Origin of the sequence: Flavobacterium xinjiangense (assembly GCF_900142885.1) — a bacterium.
GTDB lineage: Bacteria > Bacteroidota > Bacteroidia > Flavobacteriales > Flavobacteriaceae > Flavobacterium > Flavobacterium xinjiangense.
This window is the reverse complement of sequence record NZ_FRCL01000011.1, coordinates 106,527-126,922: the sequence shown is the minus strand read 5'-3', so window position 1 is coordinate 126,922 and position 20,396 is coordinate 106,527. Positions and strand designations below refer to the sequence as shown.

Annotated in this window: 17 protein-coding genes; 9 read left to right on the top strand and 8 right to left on the bottom strand. The window is 34.0% G+C overall.

Annotated elements, in window-relative coordinates; translation table 11 throughout:
* Positions 1 to 167: 167 nt before the first annotated feature.
* The gene (locus BUC23_RS13300) at positions 168 to 452 is read left to right on the top strand and encodes a GNAT family N-acetyltransferase (RefSeq protein WP_073210244.1); all 285 of its coding nucleotides are present in this window, start codon (positions 168 to 170) and stop codon (positions 450 to 452) included.
* A gap of 82 nt (positions 453 to 534) precedes the next feature.
* Here the strand turns inward: BUC23_RS13300 and BUC23_RS13295 are convergent, their stop codons facing one another.
* From BUC23_RS13295 to BUC23_RS13280, 4 genes are all read right to left on the bottom strand, one after another.
* Positions 535 to 1,701: a hypothetical protein gene (locus tag BUC23_RS13295; RefSeq protein ID WP_073210225.1), complete on the bottom strand. Its 1,167-nt coding sequence runs from the start codon at positions 1,699 to 1,701 to the stop codon at positions 535 to 537.
* A gap of 234 nt (positions 1,702 to 1,935) precedes the next feature.
* A complete protein-coding gene (locus BUC23_RS13290) occupies positions 1,936 to 3,570 on the bottom strand; it encodes an ABC-F family ATP-binding cassette domain-containing protein (protein WP_073210223.1) in 1,635 nt (544 codons plus the stop codon).
* 207 nt (positions 3,571 to 3,777) lie between these two features.
* Positions 3,778 to 4,953: a GlmU family protein gene (locus tag BUC23_RS13285; RefSeq protein ID WP_073210222.1), complete on the bottom strand. Its 1,176-nt coding sequence runs from the start codon at positions 4,951 to 4,953 to the stop codon at positions 3,778 to 3,780.
* Positions 4,954 to 5,127: 174 nt separating this feature from the next.
* Positions 5,128 to 5,379, bottom strand: coding sequence for a type B 50S ribosomal protein L31 (locus BUC23_RS13280; RefSeq protein WP_066077760.1), 252 nt, complete (start codon positions 5,377 to 5,379; stop codon positions 5,128 to 5,130).
* Between the two features lie 238 nt (positions 5,380 to 5,617).
* On the opposite strand from BUC23_RS13280, the gene BUC23_RS13275 reads away from it, so the two are divergent.
* The 5 genes from BUC23_RS13275 to BUC23_RS13255 all read left to right on the top strand — a co-directional run bounded on the left by BUC23_RS13275 (position 5,618) and on the right by BUC23_RS13255 (position 11,731).
* Entirely contained in the window at positions 5,618 to 6,160 is a 543-nt protein-coding gene (locus tag BUC23_RS13275; RefSeq protein ID WP_073210220.1) for a DUF4199 domain-containing protein, read from the top strand.
* Positions 6,161 to 6,164: 4 nt separating this feature from the next.
* On the top strand, positions 6,165 to 7,124 hold the full coding sequence (locus BUC23_RS13270) for a glycosyltransferase family 2 protein (protein WP_073210219.1): 960 nt from the start codon (positions 6,165 to 6,167) through the stop codon (positions 7,122 to 7,124).
* A 326-nt stretch (positions 7,125 to 7,450) separates the two neighbouring features.
* The gene (locus BUC23_RS13265) at positions 7,451 to 9,178 is read left to right on the top strand and encodes a phospho-sugar mutase (RefSeq protein ID WP_073210217.1); all 1,728 of its coding nucleotides are present in this window, start codon (positions 7,451 to 7,453) and stop codon (positions 9,176 to 9,178) included.
* A complete protein-coding gene (locus BUC23_RS13260; protein ID WP_073210215.1) occupies positions 9,178 to 11,010 on the top strand; it encodes an ABC transporter ATP-binding protein in 1,833 nt (610 codons plus the stop codon). The genes BUC23_RS13265 and BUC23_RS13260 overlap by 1 nt, the downstream gene beginning before the upstream one ends.
* 19 nt (positions 11,011 to 11,029) lie before the next feature.
* Positions 11,030 to 11,731, top strand: coding sequence for a hypothetical protein (locus BUC23_RS13255; RefSeq protein ID WP_073210213.1), 702 nt, complete (start codon positions 11,030 to 11,032; stop codon positions 11,729 to 11,731).
* Between the two features lie 75 nt (positions 11,732 to 11,806).
* On the opposite strand, the gene BUC23_RS13250 is transcribed toward BUC23_RS13255, so the two are convergent.
* The 3 genes from BUC23_RS13250 to BUC23_RS13240 form a co-directional block, all read right to left on the bottom strand.
* A complete protein-coding gene (locus tag BUC23_RS13250) occupies positions 11,807 to 12,529 on the bottom strand; it encodes a hypothetical protein (protein WP_073210211.1) in 723 nt (240 codons plus the stop codon).
* Between the two features lie 124 nt (positions 12,530 to 12,653).
* Positions 12,654 to 15,119 (bottom strand): TonB-dependent receptor, encoded by a 2,466-nt coding sequence (locus BUC23_RS13245; protein WP_073210210.1) that lies wholly within the window; start codon positions 15,117 to 15,119, stop codon positions 12,654 to 12,656.
* 12 nt (positions 15,120 to 15,131) lie between these two features.
* On the bottom strand, positions 15,132 to 16,829 hold the full coding sequence (locus BUC23_RS13240) for a M23 family metallopeptidase (RefSeq protein ID WP_073210208.1): 1,698 nt from the start codon (positions 16,827 to 16,829) through the stop codon (positions 15,132 to 15,134).
* A gap of 179 nt (positions 16,830 to 17,008) precedes the next feature.
* Here BUC23_RS13240 and BUC23_RS13235 point away from each other — a divergent pair, with 179 nt between their 5' ends.
* From BUC23_RS13235 to rny, 3 genes are all read left to right on the top strand, one after another.
* Entirely contained in the window at positions 17,009 to 17,299 is a 291-nt protein-coding gene (locus tag BUC23_RS13235; protein WP_073210206.1) for a hypothetical protein, read from the top strand.
* 8 nt (positions 17,300 to 17,307) lie between these two features.
* Positions 17,308 to 17,601 (top strand): cell division protein ZapA, encoded by a 294-nt coding sequence (locus tag BUC23_RS13230; RefSeq protein WP_073210204.1) that lies wholly within the window; start codon positions 17,308 to 17,310, stop codon positions 17,599 to 17,601.
* A 207-nt stretch (positions 17,602 to 17,808) separates the two neighbouring features.
* Positions 17,809 to 19,371 carry a ribonuclease Y gene (rny, locus tag BUC23_RS13225; protein WP_073210202.1) on the top strand — a complete coding sequence of 521 codons (1,563 nt, stop codon included), beginning with the start codon at positions 17,809 to 17,811 and terminating at the stop codon, positions 19,369 to 19,371.
* A 120-nt stretch (positions 19,372 to 19,491) separates the two neighbouring features.
* Here the strand turns inward: rny and BUC23_RS13220 are convergent, their stop codons facing one another.
* Positions 19,492 to 20,391, bottom strand: coding sequence for a site-specific tyrosine recombinase (locus BUC23_RS13220; protein ID WP_073210200.1), 900 nt, complete (start codon positions 20,389 to 20,391; stop codon positions 19,492 to 19,494).
* Positions 20,392 to 20,396 lie beyond the last annotated feature (5 nt).

Sequence of the window (20,396 nt, the reverse complement as noted above, 5' to 3'; positions counted from 1 at the left end):
ATATGCCTTCTTCAAAACAGAGCTTATCTTTTCTTGAATGAAGGCAAGAGATGCCATGGAATTTATTGACTTTGACACATTTCAAATCAGAATCAAGCTCCAAATCAAAAACACCTTTGGTAAAAATACCATTAAATCTAATTATTAACATGGAAGCGGATATGACGATGGAAATTAAAGACAATACTTTTGCACGACAATTTGAAACTTTAGCAGACCAAGGATTAGTTTCAGTAGAATACTCTTTTCAGGAAAAAAAAATATTTTTAACAAAAATAAACACTCCAGAATCCTTTGATGATGAGGAATTTATTTCCACTTTTCTCAAAAATATTATGGGAATCGCAATTGAGCGAAAATTCAAAGTCGTTCCTATTCTACCAAAAATAGTGGTTTTTTTCAAAAAAAATTCAGTTTACAAAGAGTTACTTCCTCCCGGAATAAGACTTTAAAAAAAAAAGACTATGCTAAAATCATAGTCTCTTTTTCGTTCTGTCCTTTTTTAAATATTAATACTAAATCAAATACCTTGAATCAATCTCTGCCCTGGCCAGGAGCGGGCCTATCTGCTCTGGGCGAAGATGGTGCCGCGGAATTTCTATTTGCCCTCTCTTGTTGATTGTTACGAGAATTTGGCGGCGCTTGTTGTCTGTCCCTTTGTTGAAAAGGAAGACGATTAAGTGGCACTCTAGGTGTATTTCTCTGTTGCTCTGATTGACCTGGGTTTGACGGATTACCTTGTCGATTATCAGACTGATTTTCGCGTATACCTCTACGATTTAAAGGTACTTCAGGGCGATTACCTCTGTTATCCGGAGTTCCTCTTGGATTCATCCTTGGCATTGTGGGACGGTTTTCTCTATTTAGCGGTCTGTCAAATGCACGATCAGGCACTTCCGATCTTCTATACGCTCGTCCATCGTAAACGCGATTATAAGTACCTCTTATTCGGTTTCTTCGCACTATATCTGAATGATTTCGTCTTGCTGAATAATACAAATAATGAATTGGATCCCACAGATAAACAGTTCTACGATAGGGGCGATTTCTATAATAATGATAATGATATCTCCAGTAATTATGATAAAAAATAGGAGTCCACGGGCTCCAGTATGACGGATAAAATCCCCAACGCCATGGCGAAATGTAAAGTCTGAATGTTGGAGAATACAATTGAATTACTATTGGCCAATAATCAGCATAAAAGATACCATTATCATAATTATTAATAATTACATTTTCATTACCTCTGTAACCTGGATTTCTAGTTTCTGAATAATAAGGCTCTACAATATAATTTTCCCCGTACAGTTCTTCATCACCGATAATTTGGACAATAATCCTTCCAGAATTGCCTTTATTGACCTCGATGACAGCAACATCCTGATATTGATAGTTGTTAATCGCTACACGTAGCACAATAGAATACGAACTTCCTTCTTTGTCACTAACCACTTCAATATAATCGATGGCGTTGTCATTATTCAAATCAAGATTATTTATATTCGAATCTCTGCTGTTTAGTACTCTTTCAAATTCCTCCAATGTTTTTGATTTTTGAAAAACGTCTAATACGGCATAAAGATTTAGATTATCTCCTGGCAAACCTAAAGCAGTTGGCTCATTTTGCATTTGAGAAAATACAGGTAAACTTAACAAACCCGTTATTACTATTACAAAGAAAAAAACAAACTTTTTCATGATTTAAGATTTTAATCATTACTATTAAATCCCAACACAAGTTATAAAAAATAAATTTATATACCTTAAATTCAACTATTTAACTATTATTTTTTAATAACAATTATCAATCCAAAAATACATTTGATAGAATAAATTTGTTTAAATAAATAAAAATATATTCCATAAAAAAAGCAAAAGAGACCTACTTTAGATAGACCTCCTTTGCTTTTTTTGTATTTTAAAAATTTTTCTTTACTTTTCTATTTCCTTCATGCTATCCATTTTCTTGTGTGCTAAGAAACCGGTTATATCTTCAAAGTGTTCAACGACTCTTTTGTTTCCAAATTCAAAAACTTTCGTTGCTAATCCGTCAAGAAAATCACGATCATGCGAAACTAGAATCAACGTCCCGTCAAAATCCCGCAATGCATCTTTAATAATATCTTTCGTTTTCATATCCAAATGATTTGAAGGCTCATCCAGAATCAATAAATTAACGGGTTCCAACAATAATTTTATCATTGCCAAACGTGTTTTCTCTCCACCTGAAAGCACTTTTACTTTTTTAGTCACATCATCACCCTGAAACATGAAAGCACCTAAAATATCTTTTATTTTTGTTCGAACATCACCAACAGCAATATCATCAATAGTTTCAAAAATAGTAGCATTTTCATTTAATAATGACGCTTGATTTTGAGCAAAATAACCAATTTGTGCATTGTGTCCAATTTCTAGACTACCGCCATTAATTTCAATTTCTTTCATAATAGCTTTAATCATCGTCGATTTTCCTTCTCCATTTTTGCCTACGAAAGCTACTTTTTCGCCTCTTTCAATTACAATATTGGCGTCTTTGAAAACCACATGATCTCCGTATGATTTTGACAAATCTTTTACAATCACAGGATATTGACCAGAGCGTATTGCAGGAGGAAACTTTAATTTTAATGCTGAAGTATCTACTTCATCAACCTGCACTATAACCAGTTTCTCTAACATTTTAACTCGAGACTGAACCGCATCTGTTTTAGAAAACGTTCCTTTAAAACGATCAATAAAAGTCATGTTATCAGCAATCATGCGTTGCTGTTCGTCATACGCTTTTTGTTGGTGTATGCGTCTGTCTTTTCTCAACTCTAGATAATGAGAATATTTCGCCTTGTAATCATAGATTCTTCCCATTGTAACTTCAATGGTACGATTTGTAATATTATCTACAAAAGCTCTATCGTGAGAAATCACCACAACCGCTTTGGCTGAATTAATCAAGAAATCCTCTAACCACTGAATACTTTCAATATCCATGTGATTGGTAGGCTCATCCAGCAAAATTAAATCTGGTTTTTGCAAAAGGATTTTGGCTAATTCAATTCGCATTCTCCAACCTCCTGAAAATTCCGTAGTTTGACGGTTAAAATCTTCGCGGACAAATCCTAGACCAAGTAGAATCTTCTCCACTTCGGCTTCGTAATTTACTTCTTCAATCGCATAAAATTTCTCGCTTAAGTCAGAAACTCTTTCGATTAATTTCATGTAGGCATCACTTTCGTAATCCGTACGAATCGTCAATTGTTCATTGATTTCGTCAATTTCGGCTTTCATACCAAAGATTTCACCAAAGGCTTTAGAGGTTTCTTCCATAACCGTTGCGCCATCAGTAGCCAATAAATGCTGAGGCAAATAAGCTACTATCGCATCTTTTGGTGCCGAAATATTACCGGTTGAGGGTTTGCTTTGTCCAGCAATTATCTTTAGAAGCGTCGATTTTCCTGCTCCATTTTTACCCATAAGGGCAATTTTATCATTCTCATTTATGGCAAAAGAAACATCACTAAAAAGCGTTGTCCCACCAAATTGCACGGAAATATCGTTAACTGTAATCATGTAGATTATAAGATTTTTAGATAATTAGATTATCAGATTTTAAAAGTGCAAAGATAGTTTAAATACATAATTAGGCAATTTGCAGATTAGAAAGTTTTTGGGAATCTATAAAACTAAAATTGCCATTTCAAAAAAGTAGAAATCCCAAGGCGAGATTTCTCCTTTGTCAAAATGACAAACCTATTAAGAAATTAATTTAATATTGGACTATTCTTTTCTCCATTTTTTTGATTCCTCAAAAACATGTTCTAAAATGGCTGCTTCTCTTTCGTCAAAGTCAACATTTCTGCGAGACATGACTAATCGAGCCGTTTCAAATGCTTTTTTCGTGATATAAGTGGTAAAACCAGCAGCACCGCCCCAAGAAAAACTCGGTACAAAATTGCGAGGAAATCCGCTGCCAAAAATATTAGCGCTCACTCCTACCACCGTTCCGGTGTTGAACATCGTATTAATTCCGCATTTACTGTGATCTCCCATCATCAATCCACAAAATTGAAGTCCAGTTTTAGCAAAACCTTCTGTTTCATAACTCCACAATTTTACTTCTTCGTAATTATTTTTTAGATTCGAATTGTTACTATCGGCACCTATATTGCACCATTCGCCAAGAACAGAATTTCCTAAAAATCCATCATGCCCCTTATTCGAATAACCAAACAATACAGAATTATTTACTTCACCACCAACTCTGGAATGCGGACCAACAGTTGTTGCTCCATAGACCTTGGCAGCCATTTTCACAACCGCATTGTCGCACAAAGCAAAAGGGCCTCTAATTACAGAACCTTCCATAATCTCCGAATCTTTACCTATATATATAGGACCTGCTGACGCATTTAATGTAACAAACTCTAATTTAGCTCCTTCTTCAATAAATATATTTTCAGGTGCGATGATATTAACACTTTTTGGAATAGGTTGTGATCTTCTGTCTTCGGTTAAGAATTCAAAATCTTCACGTATTGCTGCATCATTTTTAGAAAAAATATCCCAAGTATGTTCCACCGTTAAACAGTCTTCATTGTATTCTAAAATCTCATAGGTATCAAAATCTACCTCTTCCTGCTCGTCATCGGTATAAAAAGCAATTACTTCGTCTCCTTTGAAAATAGCTTGATTGGATTCCAGATTACTAACCATCTCGACCAAAATATCATTAGGAAGAAAGGAAGCGTTTATCATTACATTCTCTTCTAACTCCACCATTGGAAATTTTTCGGACAAATATTCCTCTGTCAATGTAGTTGTAGTAGAACCCAAACGCATTTCCCATTTTTGACGAATGGTCATAATTCCAATAAGAATATCCGCAACGGGACGAGTGAAAGTAAAAGGTAATAAGGCATTTCTGGCAGGTCCGTCAAAAAGTATATAGTTCATAAAAATTGTTTATTTGTTGATTCGGTTATTCGCTGATCAAAAATTAATTTAAACAACGTCCCTTTTTATAATATTGGCTTCAAAGTTACAAAGTTTTCAAATAGATAAAAATAAAAAAAGCCTCCCGTCCCGAAGTATCGAGAGGAAGGCAATATTTTAAAAAACATGCTTTTATTATTTAGCGTGTTTAGCGTATTTAGTTTTGAATTTATCAATACGTCCTGCAGTATCAATAAGTTTAGATTTACCTGTGTAAAAAGGGTGAGAAGTTCTAGAGATCTCCATTTTTACAACTGGGTATTCAACACCATCAACTGTTAATGTTTCTCTTGTATCTGCAGTAGATTTAGTGATAAAAACTTCGTCATTTGACATGTCTTTAAATGCAACTAATCTGTAATTTTCTGGGTGAATTCCTTTTTTCATCTTGTTAATCTTTTTTATTTGTTAATCACAACTTGTCTTGAAGCTTTTCCTCTAACAGAAAAGGTATAAACTCACTGTAACTTTTTGTTTTACATTATTATTTTGAGTTTGCAAATTTACAATTTTTTTCCAATAATCAAATCTTTGCATGACTTTTTTTATATAATCGTAAAAAGCGATTTTTATACTCGAATATATTGGGAATTGTTATATTTGTGGATTAATAAATAAACTCTTTATGGAAAATAGTGTATCGCCAGCAAAATCTGGAATTTTATTTGGTGTTTTGTTTGGTGTAGTGATGGTTTTAGAATTTGTGGTTATGTATATAGTCGGAATGAAATCATTAGTCGGAACTAGTGTAGGTGTGATCGTAAACCTTGCTAACTACTTAATATTACCACTCTTGTTTATTTATTTAGGATGCAACAATTACAAGAAAAATATAAATAACGGATTTATATCTCTTAATGAATGCCTAAAAACTGGAGTTTCAATAACTTTTATTGCTGCGCTTATCTATGCTGTGTTTAACGTGGTTTTCAACTTTATATTTCCTGAATTTATAAATGAAATGGTTGCAATTAGTAAAGAAGCGATGCTAAAACAAAACCCATCTATGACGTCTGACCAATTAGAAACCGGACTTTCAATGATGAAAAAATTCATGAATCCACTAATTGTTTTTCCAGTTACAATAGCAATGTATTCCTTCTTTGGTTTAATTTATTCACTAATTATAGGTGCAATTGTAAAAAACGCACAACCTCAAAGCTTCTAAATTAATGAATTTATCAATACTCATACCACTTCTCAACGAAGAGGAATCTCTTAAAGAATTGTACACTTGGATCCTAAAAGTGATGCAAGAGCATAATTATACTTACGAAATCATTTTTCTAGACGATGGCAGCACTGATGATTCGTGGAATATTATCGAAGGGTTTGCTCAAGAAAACCCACATGTAAAGGGAGTTCGTTTCATGAAAAACTTTGGGAAATCACAAGCCTTACACGCCGGTTTTGCAAAAGCGAAAGGTGACGTAATCATTACCATGGATGCCGATTTACAAGACAGCCCGGAAGAGATTCCAGGATTATATGAAATGATTGTCAAAGGTAAATATGATTTGGTTTCCGGTTGGAAAAAGAAACGTTACGATTCCGTGGTTGCTAAAAACCTGCCTTCTAAATTATTTAATTGGGCAGCGAGAAAAACATCTGGTGTGGAATTGAATGATTTCAATTGCGGACTGAAAGCCTATAAAAATGTTGTTGTAAAAAACATTGAAGTATCAGGGGAAATGCACCGATACATTCCGGTTTTAGCAAAAAATGCCGGTTTTGGAAAAATTGGTGAAAAAGTGGTACAGCATCAAGCCAGAAAATATGGTGAAACTAAATTTGGAATGGAACGTTTTATCAATGGTTTCCTTGATTTAATTACCATCTGGTTTCTTTCCCGTTTTGGAAAAAGACCGATGCACTTATTTGGTGCTATGGGTTCTTTGATGTTTATCATTGGTTTTTTATTAGCCGGTTACATCGGAGTTTCAAAGCTTTATCATATGTATAATGACATGCGCTATAATTTAGTAACCAGCAATCCTTGGTTTTACATCGCGCTTACTACAATGGTATTGGGAACTCAATTATTTCTGGCTGGATTCCTTGGCGAAATAATTTTGCGCACAAAAAATAATGAGGAACGTTATAAAGTTTCCAGTGAGGTGAATTTTTTATAATCTTCCCGAAATAAAACATACATTTATAGTAGAACTTGAAGATTGACTTATACAATTTCTGTTATTCGGATTGCCAGAAGTGAATATTGAAAGATCATATTTTTCGTTACAACAAATCGCTAGCCCTGATTACTTCACATAGCTTTTATTTCAATAGGAGTTCAGTGAATTTTATTTGCAGTGAAAATCCTTTTTTGAGGTTTTTACCGATAAAAAGATTGAAGCGAAAAGCAGGAAACAGCTCCTAAAAAACATCAAAATTGTTGAACGAGATGACTATTTTGAAATTTTAAAATAAAAATTTAGACACTAAAAAAATCTATAAAATGGATATCAAACAAAACATTTTGGATGCAGTAAATGAATGGCTTACACCAACATTTGACAATGAAACACATATAGCCATCAAGGAATTGATGACTACTTCCCCTAAAGAACTGGAAGAAAGCTTTTATAAAAACCTGGAATTTGGAACAGGCGGAATGCGCGGTGTTATGGGCGTTGGGAACAATCGCATCAATAAATATACGCTTGGTAAAAGCACGCAAGGTCTGGCCAATTACATGCATAAAGTGTTTCCAAATAAAGACTTGAAGGTTGCTATTGCTTACGACTGTCGTCATAACAGCGATACTCTGGCAAAGGTAGTTGCTGACGTTTTTACGGCAAACGGGATTACGGTTTATCTGTTTTCTGAGTTAAGACCTACTCCTGAATTGTCATTTGCGGTTAAACATTTAGGCTGTCAAGCGGGAATTGTACTTACAGCTTCTCACAATCCGCCAGAATACAATGGTTACAAAGTGTACTGGGAAGATGGTGGGCAAATTGTTCCTCCAGAAGATGAAGCGATTATTACTACTATTGAAAATTTAAACTACAATGAAATCAAGTTTTCTGCCAATGAAGATTTGATCCATTATATTGACACAGATGTTGACAAAGCGTTTATAAAATCATCGATTGAAAATGCAAGTTTTGACACTTCGGCTGAAGCCAAAGAAAATTTGAACATTGTGTTCACCTCTTTGCACGGAACTTCGATCACATTAGTTCCTGATACTCTAGCACAAGCCGGGTATATGAATGTTCATATTGTGGAAGAACAAAGAGTTCCAAATGGTGATTTCCCAACCGTAAAATCTCCAAATCCTGAAGAACCGGAAGCACTGACTATGGCCCTGGCTTTGGCAGACAAAACCAATTCGGACATTGTTATTGGGACAGATCCTGATTGTGATAGATTGGGTGTTGCCGTTAGAAATAACGAAGCACAAATGACCTTGCTTAACGGAAATCAAACCATGATTTTAATGACTGCTTTTTTATTGGAACAATGGAAAAAAGCAGGAAAAATTAATGGTAAACAATTTGTCGGTTCTACGATTGTTTCTACTCCTATGATGATGGAATTAGCCACGAATTATGGCGTAGAATGCAAAGTGGGATTAACCGGATTCAAATGGATTGCCAAAATGATAAAGGACTTCCCGGAGTTGGAATTCATTGGTGGTGGTGAAGAGAGTTTTGGATATATGGTAGGTGATGCGGTTCGTGATAAAGATGCGGTTGCTGCTACTTTATTAGTTTGCGAATTGGCTGCTCAGGCAGAAGCAAAAGGAAGTACCGTTTACAAAGAATTACTTCAATTGTATGTTGACAATGGATTCTATAAAGAATATTTAGTCTCGTTGACTAAAAAAGGAATGGACGGTTTGCAGGAAATCAATCAGATGATGATTGATATGAGAGAAAATCCATTGAAAGAAATCAACGGACAAAGAGTGATTATGTTGGAAGATTATCAATCTTCAACCGCAAAAAATCTACTTACCGGTGAAGTAACAAATATGGATATTCCAAAATCGAATGTACTTATTTACTACACGGAAGACGGTTCTAAAATTTGTGCCAGACCAAGCGGAACCGAACCAAAAATAAAATTCTATATCAGCGTGAATACAGAATTGGAATCTGTTGAGGATTTCAAGGAAGTGGAAGCTATTTTAGATCAAAAAATTAAAAATATTATTACTGCAATGCAATTGAACTAATGGACAAAAGCTTATTAAAATTACTTCCTTATACAAAACCATATAAGTCTCATATTATCTGGAATGTCATATACAACATTTTGTATGCCTTGTTTAGCACTATTTCCATGCTTACCATTTTTCCTGTACTTGAAGTACTTTTTGGCAAAACCAAACAAATACTAAAAGAACCGGTATACAAGGGAATAGGATATATAAAGGACTATAGTTCTGATTTTTTTTATTACAAAATTTCAGCGCTAACAAGGGAAAACAACATTCAAGTAGTTCTTATGTTTGTTGTTTTAATGGTAATCATAACGTTTTTCTTCAAAAACTTATTTAACTATCTCGCATCATACCATATCATGCATTTGAAGAATGGAGTTTTAAGAGATTTGAGAAAATCAATGTACGATAAAATCATAGAATTGCCTATATCCTATTATTCTGAAAAAAGAAAAGGCGATATTATGGCGCGTATGCTTGGTGATGTAAATGAAGTGCAAAACTCCTTTTTTTCTATATTAGAATTAGTGGTAAAAGAACCATTGACAATTATTTTTGCATTAGGAGCTATGTTTATCATAAGTTTAAAACTGACTTTATTTGTTTTAATTTTTATGCCAATTTCGGGATGGATAATTTCAAAACTTGCTAAAAATTTGAGAGCACAATCCCTGGAAGCTCAAAGAGAAAGTGGCTTTCTGATTTCCATTGTTGACGAGACTTTAGGTGGTCTTAAAGTAATTAAAAGCTACAATGCTGAACGTAATTTCAAAGGGAGATTTTACGACTCAGTGACGAGATTATTGAACTTAACAAACAGTATCGGGACTAAAAATAATTTGGCAACACCCTTAAGCGAATTTTTAGGAGTAACAACAATTGCCTGCTTACTTTTTTATGGAGGAAGTTTAGTTTTAATAGATAAATCACTTGAAGGTGCTGTTTTTATTGCATATCTAACTTTAGCATTTAATATTTTAACTCCTGCAAAAGCTATCTCGAAGGCTTCCTATGCAGTAAAAAATGGTTTGGCTGCAGCTGAACGTGTTTTTGAAGTTTTGGAAGTCGAAAATGAAATCACCTCAAAAGAAAATGCAGTTGACAAAAAAACTTTTGACTCTACTATAACAATCCAAAATATTAATTTTAAATACGAAGATGAAGCGGTTTTAAAAGACTTTTCACTTGAAGTAAAAAAAGGACAAACAGTAGCTCTTGTAGGACAATCCGGAAGCGGAAAAAGCACCATTGCTAATTTACTGACTCGTTTTTATGATGTAAATGAAGGAACAATCGCTATTGATGGAATTGACATCAAAGACATGAACATTCATTCGCTTCGCGATTTGATGGGATTAGTAACGCAAGACAGTATTTTATTTAATGACACTATAAGAGCTAATATTTCGCTTGGTAAACATGACGCGACAGATGAAGAAATTATTGAAGCCTTGAAAATTGCCAATGCTTACGAATTTGTAAAAGACTTACCTCTTGGAATTCATACCAACATTGGCGACAGCGGAAACAAACTTTCAGGCGGTCAAAAGCAAAGATTATCCATCGCTCGTGCTGTTTTGAAAAATCCTCCAATTATGATTTTGGACGAAGCAACATCAGCATTAGATACTGAAAGCGAAAAATTCGTGCAAGTAGCATTAGAAAACATGATGCAAAACAGAACTTCAATTGTTATTGCGCACCGCCTTTCTACGATTCAAAAAGCAGATTTAATTGTAGTGATGAAAAAAGGAAAAATTGTGGAACAAGGCAAACATGAGGAACTTATGGCAATGAATGGTGCTTACAGCAAATTAGTAAACCTGCAGTCTTTCGAATCCTAATTTTTACTATCTAAAAAAAATGTACCTCAATAATCCAAATATAAAACTGCCCGAAGATCCAAACACAATTGTTTGGAAATACCTGGATTTGTCTAAGTTTTTGGATTTATTGATGTCTCAAAAGTTATTTATGTCTCGTTCTGATAAATTTGAAGATCAGTACGAAGGCACTTTTAGCGAACCTACATTCGAAGAAATCAGAAAATTATCCATTGACAACCCTGACTTTTTGAACTATTATAAAAGTCATCGGGAAAAAGTGGCCATCAGCAGTTGGCACATCAATGAATATGAATCGTTTGCGATGTGGCAAATTTTCACGCAGAACAGCGAAGGATTAGCGATTCAGTCTACGATTGGTAGGCTGCAAAATGCGCTACAACCAGAACAAGTTTATAAACAGTATATAGGCGAAGTTAATTATATTGATTACAAAAAGGAATACATTCCGTTTGACGATATGTTTTTCCCTTTTCTTTTTAAACGGAAAAGTTTTCAGTATGAACGTGAAGTCCGAATCATCACTGATATTGCTGAGAATAACATCAAAATTAACGAAGGTTTAAAAATCAATGTTGATATCAGCCAATTAATCGAAAAAATTTACATTCATCCAAAATCGGAGAACTGGTATAAAAACTTAGTGATTCAACTGGTTTCTGAATTAGGTTTTAACTTTGAGATTGAAAAATCCGACTTAGAAAGTGATATTTTGATTTAGCCTTTCAACCTTGGTTGGAGCGATAAATGGGTAATTCAGAATTTCATATTTGTACTAAAACCCTAATTTCAAATATTAAACTGGCTTATAACTGACTACTTTCCAGTCTTTTTTTGACAAATCGATATAGTTGTAATGAACCACATCTTTATTATCAAATTGTCCATTTTTATTCGTATCCTCAACAGTTCTAAAATACAAGTAGTTTTTTGATTCCATCAATTTCCAATCAATTAATTCTTGAAAATCATCGGATACTTTAGTGAATTTTTCACCGCTTATTTTACTAAGATACAAAGCTTTGATATCACTTGTATCTAATTTACCATCTTTATTGGTGTCTACATCAACCATCGTATAAACCATAATTTGGTTCTTGGTTTTATCAGAAACAGTTTTTAAATAGGTGGCCGTTTGAATTAAAACTGGCTTATCCGTCAATGCTTTTATAGAATCAGAGTCTACACGCTGAAACTTTAAATTCTGCAAAAAACCGGTGATTTCATTTTCTCCGTAGTTAGATATTGTAAAACTCAAATCATTCACACTGGAAGATCCATATCTCGTTTTAATCCCTTTTTCACGAATACTTAAATCGCCAACTGGGTGAATCAAATAATCGGTTCCTTCCATCTGAATAGGTAAATCAGCAATTGCGATTAAAGTAGAATCCGTTTTTGCCATACTTTTTCCTTTATTAGAAGCATCATAAGTAACTTTTGGTTTTTCTTGATCTTCTTTGCAGCTGGCTAAAAGCAAAACAAATATTCCTACTAAAGTGATATGTAACTTTTTCATGATGGTATACTTTTTATAATAAATTCAAATGTAATCATTTTTAAAAACGGTATAGGCATTCTTTTATTGATTTATATCAGAAAAATCGTTTCAACCATTATAAAAAGTGCTTGTTTTACTTCAATTACAACTTTGCATTTAATTTTACATTAAAAACCCTTGTTGTCATATAATTTGGAATTGCGTATTGATTTTTGGAATACACATCGCGAACCCAAGTATTCGTAATTGCATTTTGGTTATTAAAAAGATTAAAAATCTCTAAACCTATTTCTAACTCTCTGAAGCTTTTTAACCAACTTCTATTACCGTTAGTACTGTCATTAATAAGCACTTTAGAGAACCCCACATCAGCTCTGCGGTAATCTTTCAGTCTATTTTGGTATAAATATGGATCTGCATAAGATGGCGATCCTCCTGGTAAACCAGTATTATAAACCAAATTTAAATACAACTTGACACTCGGAATTTTAGGCATGAAGTCTTGGAAAAGAAGTCCAAATTTTAGTCTTTGATCCGTCGGTCTGGCAATAAATCCTCGATCGGCGCTATTTTCCTCTGTTTTTAAGTAGCCAAAACTCAACCAAGATTCTGTTCCGGGAACAAACTCTCCATTCAACCTAACATCTAGTCCCTGCGCATAAGCTTTAGCATTATTTGTAGCTGCATAACGTATCCTAACATTATCAATCGTATAGGTATTTACATTCGTCAGCGATTTATAATACAACTCTGAAACCAGTTTGAAAGGACGGTTCCACATCTTGAAACTATAATCATTACTCAAAACAATATGAACGGATTGCTGTGCTTTTACGTCCGGCTGAACTACTCCATTGGCATCTCGCAATTCCCGATAAAATGGTGGTTGATGATATAATCCTCCAGAAAGTCGAAAAACCATATCCTTTTCCCAATCCGGTTTTATGGCAAATTGTGCTCTTGGACTGATTGTCATCTGTGATTTACCTCCTATATTATCTCCCAAAACTCCCCAATTATGCAGTCGTACCCCAGCATTATACCAAACTTCACTGGAACCTATATGATCTTTACGACTCCATTGCGAATAACCTGAAAATCTATTGATGGTATTAAAATTAGTGGCTCTTACATTTTGATACGGAACGAGAGGTCCTGTATAGGAGGAATAAGGCTGGTCTTTTTTTGGCAAAATTACAATTGGGGGATTTATAGAAAAGCCCGCTGAATCGATTACTTCCCATTCTACCACTCTGTCTCGAATGGATTCCCGTGTGTATTTGACACCCCATTCCAATTGATTTTCTTTCCAATCATAAATTCCTTTTACCTCCGTATTTACAATTAAGGCATCTAAATCGTTTCGAGCATGATTTAATTGCGTCCCTATTCCTCTTGTAAAATCGACGTTACCATAAGTTTCAGAACCAATATTAGCATCCACTTCTCCTAAACGGTATTGCGCAAAAATATCAAAATATTCTTGTTCTAAAGTATGAAAAATCGATCCGATAAATTTTAAAGTAAAGTTAGTATTTACTTTAAATGTAGATTTTACCGCTCCAAAATAAGTATCATACTTATCTTTCTCCTGCCCTTCATAGTAAATCAAAAGTGCCATGGGTTTATCAAGTGTTCCAAAATTAGTTTGGCGAGTCAAAGGCTGATATTGGTATTTATTCTGAGAAATATTCCCCAGAAAACTCCACTGCCATTTAGACGAAGCCTGATAATTTATGCTTGTCTGCACATCTACAAATGAAGGCGTAAAATTAGTTTGAGTATCCTGACTTTTCACCAAAAGACTATTATTTCGATATCTTACTCCAGTAATCGCTGACCATTTTTTATTTTTAGAAACGGCATCTACAGACAGGCTTCCGCCAAGAAGACTTGCTTCGAGAGTTGCCCCAAATCTGGTAGGTTTTCTATAAGTGATATCCAAGACTGAGGATAGTTTATCTCCAAATTTAGCTTGAAAACCACCAGCGGAAAAGTCAACATTTTGCACCAAGTCGGTATTTGTGAAACTTAATCCTTCTTGTTGTCCGGAACGAATAAGAAAGGGACGATAGACTTCAATTTCATTTACATAAACCAAGTTCTCATCATAGTTCCCGCCACGAACCGCATACTGCGTACTCAGTTCATTATTAGAATTTACTCCGGGCAAGGTTTTCAAAATATTCTCAATACCGGCATTAGCGCCAGGCATTTTCCGAATAACTTCAGGCTCAATTGTAGTAATTCCTTGAACCCTTTTTCTATTTTTTGATATAACGATAACTTCCCCCATTTGCTCCTGGTAATCGTTCATTACCAAGTTGAACTCATACTCTTCGTTCGGTTTTAAGAAAATTGAAACGGTAGACTTTTTTAAAGAAATATGCGTAAAAATAACAACAATTTTTTGATTGGCAGGAACCGATAAATCAAAAAAACCATTAGCATTGGATTGTGTAGAATTACCGAGACAAACAACATTTACGTTATCAATAGGATGGTTATTGGCGTCAAGGACAATTCCTTTAATTCGAGCATTCTGGGCAGTTGCAGCAAACCCAATACAGAAAAAAAAGAAAACAAGTATTAATCTATTCGTAGTCAAATGATTTGGTTTTTATTTTTTTTGGCTTCTAAAAAAACGAGTCGCAAAGGTAGACGAATTTCCTACATTATCAATTACAACAACTTTTAAATCATTGGCACCTTCCGCCACAATACCATCGTTGAAATTGTGTGTTAATTTTTTTGTTTTATTATCATATTCGAATAATATCCAGTTGCCGTTCAAATAGCCGTTATATGATTTTATACCGGACAAACTATCACTTATTGTAAGTTGAATTGTCTTTTGCTCACTTAACCACTTCCCTTCAATTGGTTTTGAAATGCTGATTTTTGGCGCAACTGTGTCCAGAACCAAGGCAAACTGACCTAATGTTTTTGATTTAGCAGTAAATAAACTATCCTTACGATAGGTAGGAAGGTAGCTTATTTTTTTTCCTTGAATCATACCAATGAACAGCTTGCTTTTTTGAGCTTCACTGTATTTGCTGTCTTCGATGGAAATGGTAAAATTAGTGTGAGCCGGAACGGTATCATCATGAAGAAATAAAGTATCGTTTTTTACATCAAAATTTAAATTAAAATCATCATAAAAAGTTCCCGCAGGAAAGAAAACGGACATATTATCTTTGGCAAAATTGCTATCTTTATTTGCTTTTACAAAATACTTCGAGATAACCGGCTCTTCATTAATAATAGTGGACAATAAATCGTACTGAATAGGAATTGAAACGGTCGTTTTATTTCCATAAAAATCAGAAACTTCAATACGACAAACCGATGCTAAATTTGGAAGTACCAAAAATATTCCATTAGTCTCATCAGTTTTGATGATACTTAACCCATATTTATTTTTCATAAATAATTTCTGAATCCTTTGATCCATCTTTTTATAGCGCGAATAATCGATTAGCGCATTTACATAACGCATTTCATCAAAAGAATAGGTTTCAAATTGGTACCCGAAGTTTGGCTTTCCATTGTAAAAAGACTGCACCTTGAATACCCCATTTTTATTAAAAGAAACATCATCGTAATCAAAAGCAGAAATACCGAAACCAATTTTCCCGTTGGAAACTACTTTTTCTGCCAAATAACTTCCGTCTTTTTGCAAAGATAAATTCAATAATAAAGGTCGCTTTGAATGATTGATAGTAGTTTTAGCATCTAATGGGTAAACATAAATGCTTGAAATCACAGGCTTTTTAGCATCCCTAATGTTTTTATCAAAACCAAAAAACAAAGGATTTATAACTTTCTCCGTTTTAGTATCCCGAATCTCAAAATGCAAATGCGGTCCTTCAGAAGCACCTGTATTTCCAGAAAACGCAATAACTTGTCCTTTTTTGACAACCAATTCATCTGGCTTTAGAAACATTTCAATCTCAAATGACTTCTCTTTATAGTGGGTCTTTTTAATGTAATTTTCAATTGCATCATTAGCGCTTTGCAGATGCCCATATACCGAAGTATATCCATCGGGATGAGTAATATAAATCGCTTTACCATTACCAAAAGTTGAAATTTTTATTCTGGACACATATCCATCAGCAACAGCGTGCACTTTTAATCCCTCTTTCTGCATTGTTTTCAAATCAAAACCCGCATGAAAATGATTGGGTCTTAATTCTCCAAAGTTTCCTGAAAGCTGCATCGGAATATCAAGTGGTGGACTAAAATAGTCTTTTGGATATTCTGTCTGAGCAAAAATACAGCTGCTAAATAAAAATAAAAAAACAAAAAGTTTCATTCGAATAGATTTTTGCTAAGATAAAAAAAAACCGCTTAATACAAATTAGAAACGAAATCAAATCACAACTTACTGAATTACATATAATTGATTTTTTTAACGTAAAAAAATCAATAAAATATTGCAATAATAAAAAGGAATACTAACTTTGTAAGATTAAGTAATGAAACAGCAATATAATGAGTGTAATTGCAGAAATAATTGATACTCTTGAAAATAAGGTTGAAAAACTTTTCCTGAAAATGAAAAGTTTAGAGAAAAACAGTCAAGATTTAAAAATTGAATTAACAAAAGCTGCACAAGTCATACAAACTCAATCTCAAGAGATTGAAGCGCTAAAAACGCAGTGTGAAACACAAAAAATGGCAAACGCATTACTAGGCAGTGACGAAAATAAAAGAGATACGAAGCTTAAAATAAATTCATTAATTCGCGAAATTGATTACTGTATAGCACAACTATCAGATTAATAATAGATATGGACGAAAAGCTTAAAATAAAAATATCAATTGCAGACAGAGTCTATCCGCTAACGGTTGAATTGTCTCAGGAAGAAGGCCTTAGAAGCGCTTCTAAAAAAATTGATGTAATGATTAAGCAGTTTGAAGAAAATTATGCAGTTCGTGATAAACAAGACGTATTAGCCATGTGTGCTTTACAATTTGCATCACAATCAGAACAAAAACAAATTGATAATGCTATTGATGGTGAAGAAACCATTGAAAGAATTAAAAAAATCAATGCGCTTTTAGATCAATATCTCGACAATTAAACGTTCTTTACAAAAGACTAAGATACTGCCTACATTAGTTCTCATTTGGTAAACTCAACACTAACAATTTAGAATGAGCAAATCATCGTTACTATAACAAGCCAATTCAGTTTGGAAGTTTGAACAACGAGTTAGCTCAAAACTTGTCTTTCCGAGTTTATTCAATCTCACTAATGTAGGCTTTTTTATATATAAATTTTAACAAACATGGACATAGTAACGATCATCATTTCAGGAATTATAGGTATTGTAGCAGGTTTTGGAATAGCCAAAGCAATTGAAAAAAGCAATATTTCTAATTTGATTAAAAATGCTAAAAAAGAGGCTGCATCAATCTTAAAAGATGCTAATCTTGAAGCTGAAAACATAAAAAAAGATAAAATACTTCAAGCAAAAGAAAAATTTATCGAATTGAAATCAGAGCATGAGCAAGTAATCCTTTCTCGTGATAAAAAAGTAGCTGAAATTGAAAAAAGAATAAGAGACAAAGAATCTCAAATTTCTAATGAATTATCAAAAGCAAAAAAGGTTAATGATGATTTCGAAGCAAAAACGTTAGAATACAATACTAAAATTGAAGTTCTAGACAAAAGACAAACTGAAGTTGACAAATTGCACAAAAGTCAATTGCAACAACTGGAAGTTATTTCTGGCTTATCTGCCGAAGATGCTAAAAATCAATTGGTTGAAGGCTTAAAAGCCGAAGCTAAAAGCAAAGCAATGTCGCATATTCAAGATACCATTGAAGAAGCGAAATTGACAGCACAACAAGAAGCAAAGAAAATTATTATAAACACTATTCAGAGAGTTGGAACTGAAGAAGCAGTAGAAAACTGCGTATCGGTTTTCAACATTGAATCTGATGATGTAAAAGGAAGAATTATTGGTCGTGAAGGTAGAAATATTAGAGCGCTAGAAGCAGCAACTGGAGTTGAAATCATTGTGGATGACACACCGGAAGCAATTATCCTATCTTGTTTTGATCCAGTACGTAGAGAAATTGCACGTTTGGCATTGCACAAATTGGTAACTGACGGAAGAATCCACCCCGCTCGTATTGAAGAAGTTGTTGCTAAAACCGCTAAACAAATTGACGATGAAATTATAGAAGTTGGTAAACGTACCGTTATTGATTTAGGAATCCATGGATTACATCCTGAATTAATTAAAGTCGTTGGACGTATGAAATACCGTTCTTCGTACGGACAAAATTTATTGCAACACTCCCGTGAAGTTTCTAAACTTTGTGGAATTATGGCAGCTGAATTAGGTCTGAATGTGAAATTGGCCAAAAGAGCCGGTTTATTGCACGATATTGGTAAAGTTCCAGATGCTGAAAGTGATTTACCTCACGCTTTGTTAGGAATGCAATGGGCTGAAAAATATGGTGAAAAAGAAGAAGTTTGTAATGCAATTGGTGCTCACCACGATGAGATAGAAATGAAATCATTATTATCGCCTATTATTCAGGTTTGTGATGCTATTTCAGGAGCTAGACCGGGTGCAAGAAGACAAGTACTAGATTCTTATATCCAACGTTTAAAAGATCTAGAAGAAGTAGCTTACGGATTCAGTGGTGTGAAAAATGCTTACGCTATTCAAGCTGGTAGAGAACTTCGTGTTATCGTAGAAAGCGAAAAAGTTTCAGATGACAATGCTGCCACTTTATCTTTTGAAATATCACAAAAAATACAAACAGAAATGACATATCCAGGTCAGGTGAAAGTAACTGTAATTAGAGAAACCAGAGCGGTAAATATTGCGAAATAGTACTTCTCTACTTCCAAATAGATAATGCAAAAAGACTTATTGATTCAAAATCGATAGGTCTTTTTTTTATGGAATCTTTGCTTTACTGTCACTAAAATCTAAACACTATAAACTCAATTCTCAACTCTTTCTGGGATGAAAAGTATTAATTACTTCTGTCAAAAATTTTCTATCAAGATGCACATAAATCTCAGTAGTGGTTATTGACTCATGCCCCAGCATTAATTGAATAGAGCGCAAGTCAGCTCCATTTTCCAAAAGATGGGTCGCAAAAGAATGCCGCAATGTATGTGGGCTAATATTTTTATTTAAACCAATTGTTATTGCTAAACTTTTAATGATGCTAAAAATCATAGCTCGAGTCAATTGTTTACCCCTTCTATTCAAAAATAAAGTATCTTCAAATCCCTTTTGAATACTTAGCAGGGTTCTGTTATTGTTTTTATAAATTAGAATGTACTTCTGGGTCAAATTCCCAATAGGTACGAAACGCTGCTTATTCCCTTTTCCTGTAATTTTTATAAATCCTTCATCAAAAAATAAATCAGAAATTTTAAGAGCAGCCAATTCCGAAACTCGAAGTCCACAACCATAAAGCGTTTCCAGTATAGCTCTATTGCGTTCTCCCTCGTTCGATGTTAAGTCAATAGCTGCAATTAGTGCGTCAATTTCAGCAGTGGTTAAGGTATCCGGCAGTTTTCTACCTGTTTTGGGTGTTTCAATCAATTCAAGAGGATTAGTAGTACGGAAATCCTCAAAAATTAAATAGCTAAAAAAGCTTTTTAATCCAGAAATGATTCTGGCCTGAGAACGAGGATTTACTTCTTTTGAAACGCTATAAATGAATTGCTGCAAGGTCTCCTCTCCTATTTGTATTGGAGAAACTGCAATTTCATTTTCAGTAAGAAATAGTCGCAGTCTATCAATATCGAAAGAGTAATTTTCGATAGTATTCCTTGACAAACCCCGTTCGATTTTCAAATAAGATTGATAGCTTTTGATGTATGAATTCCAATCCATGTTTA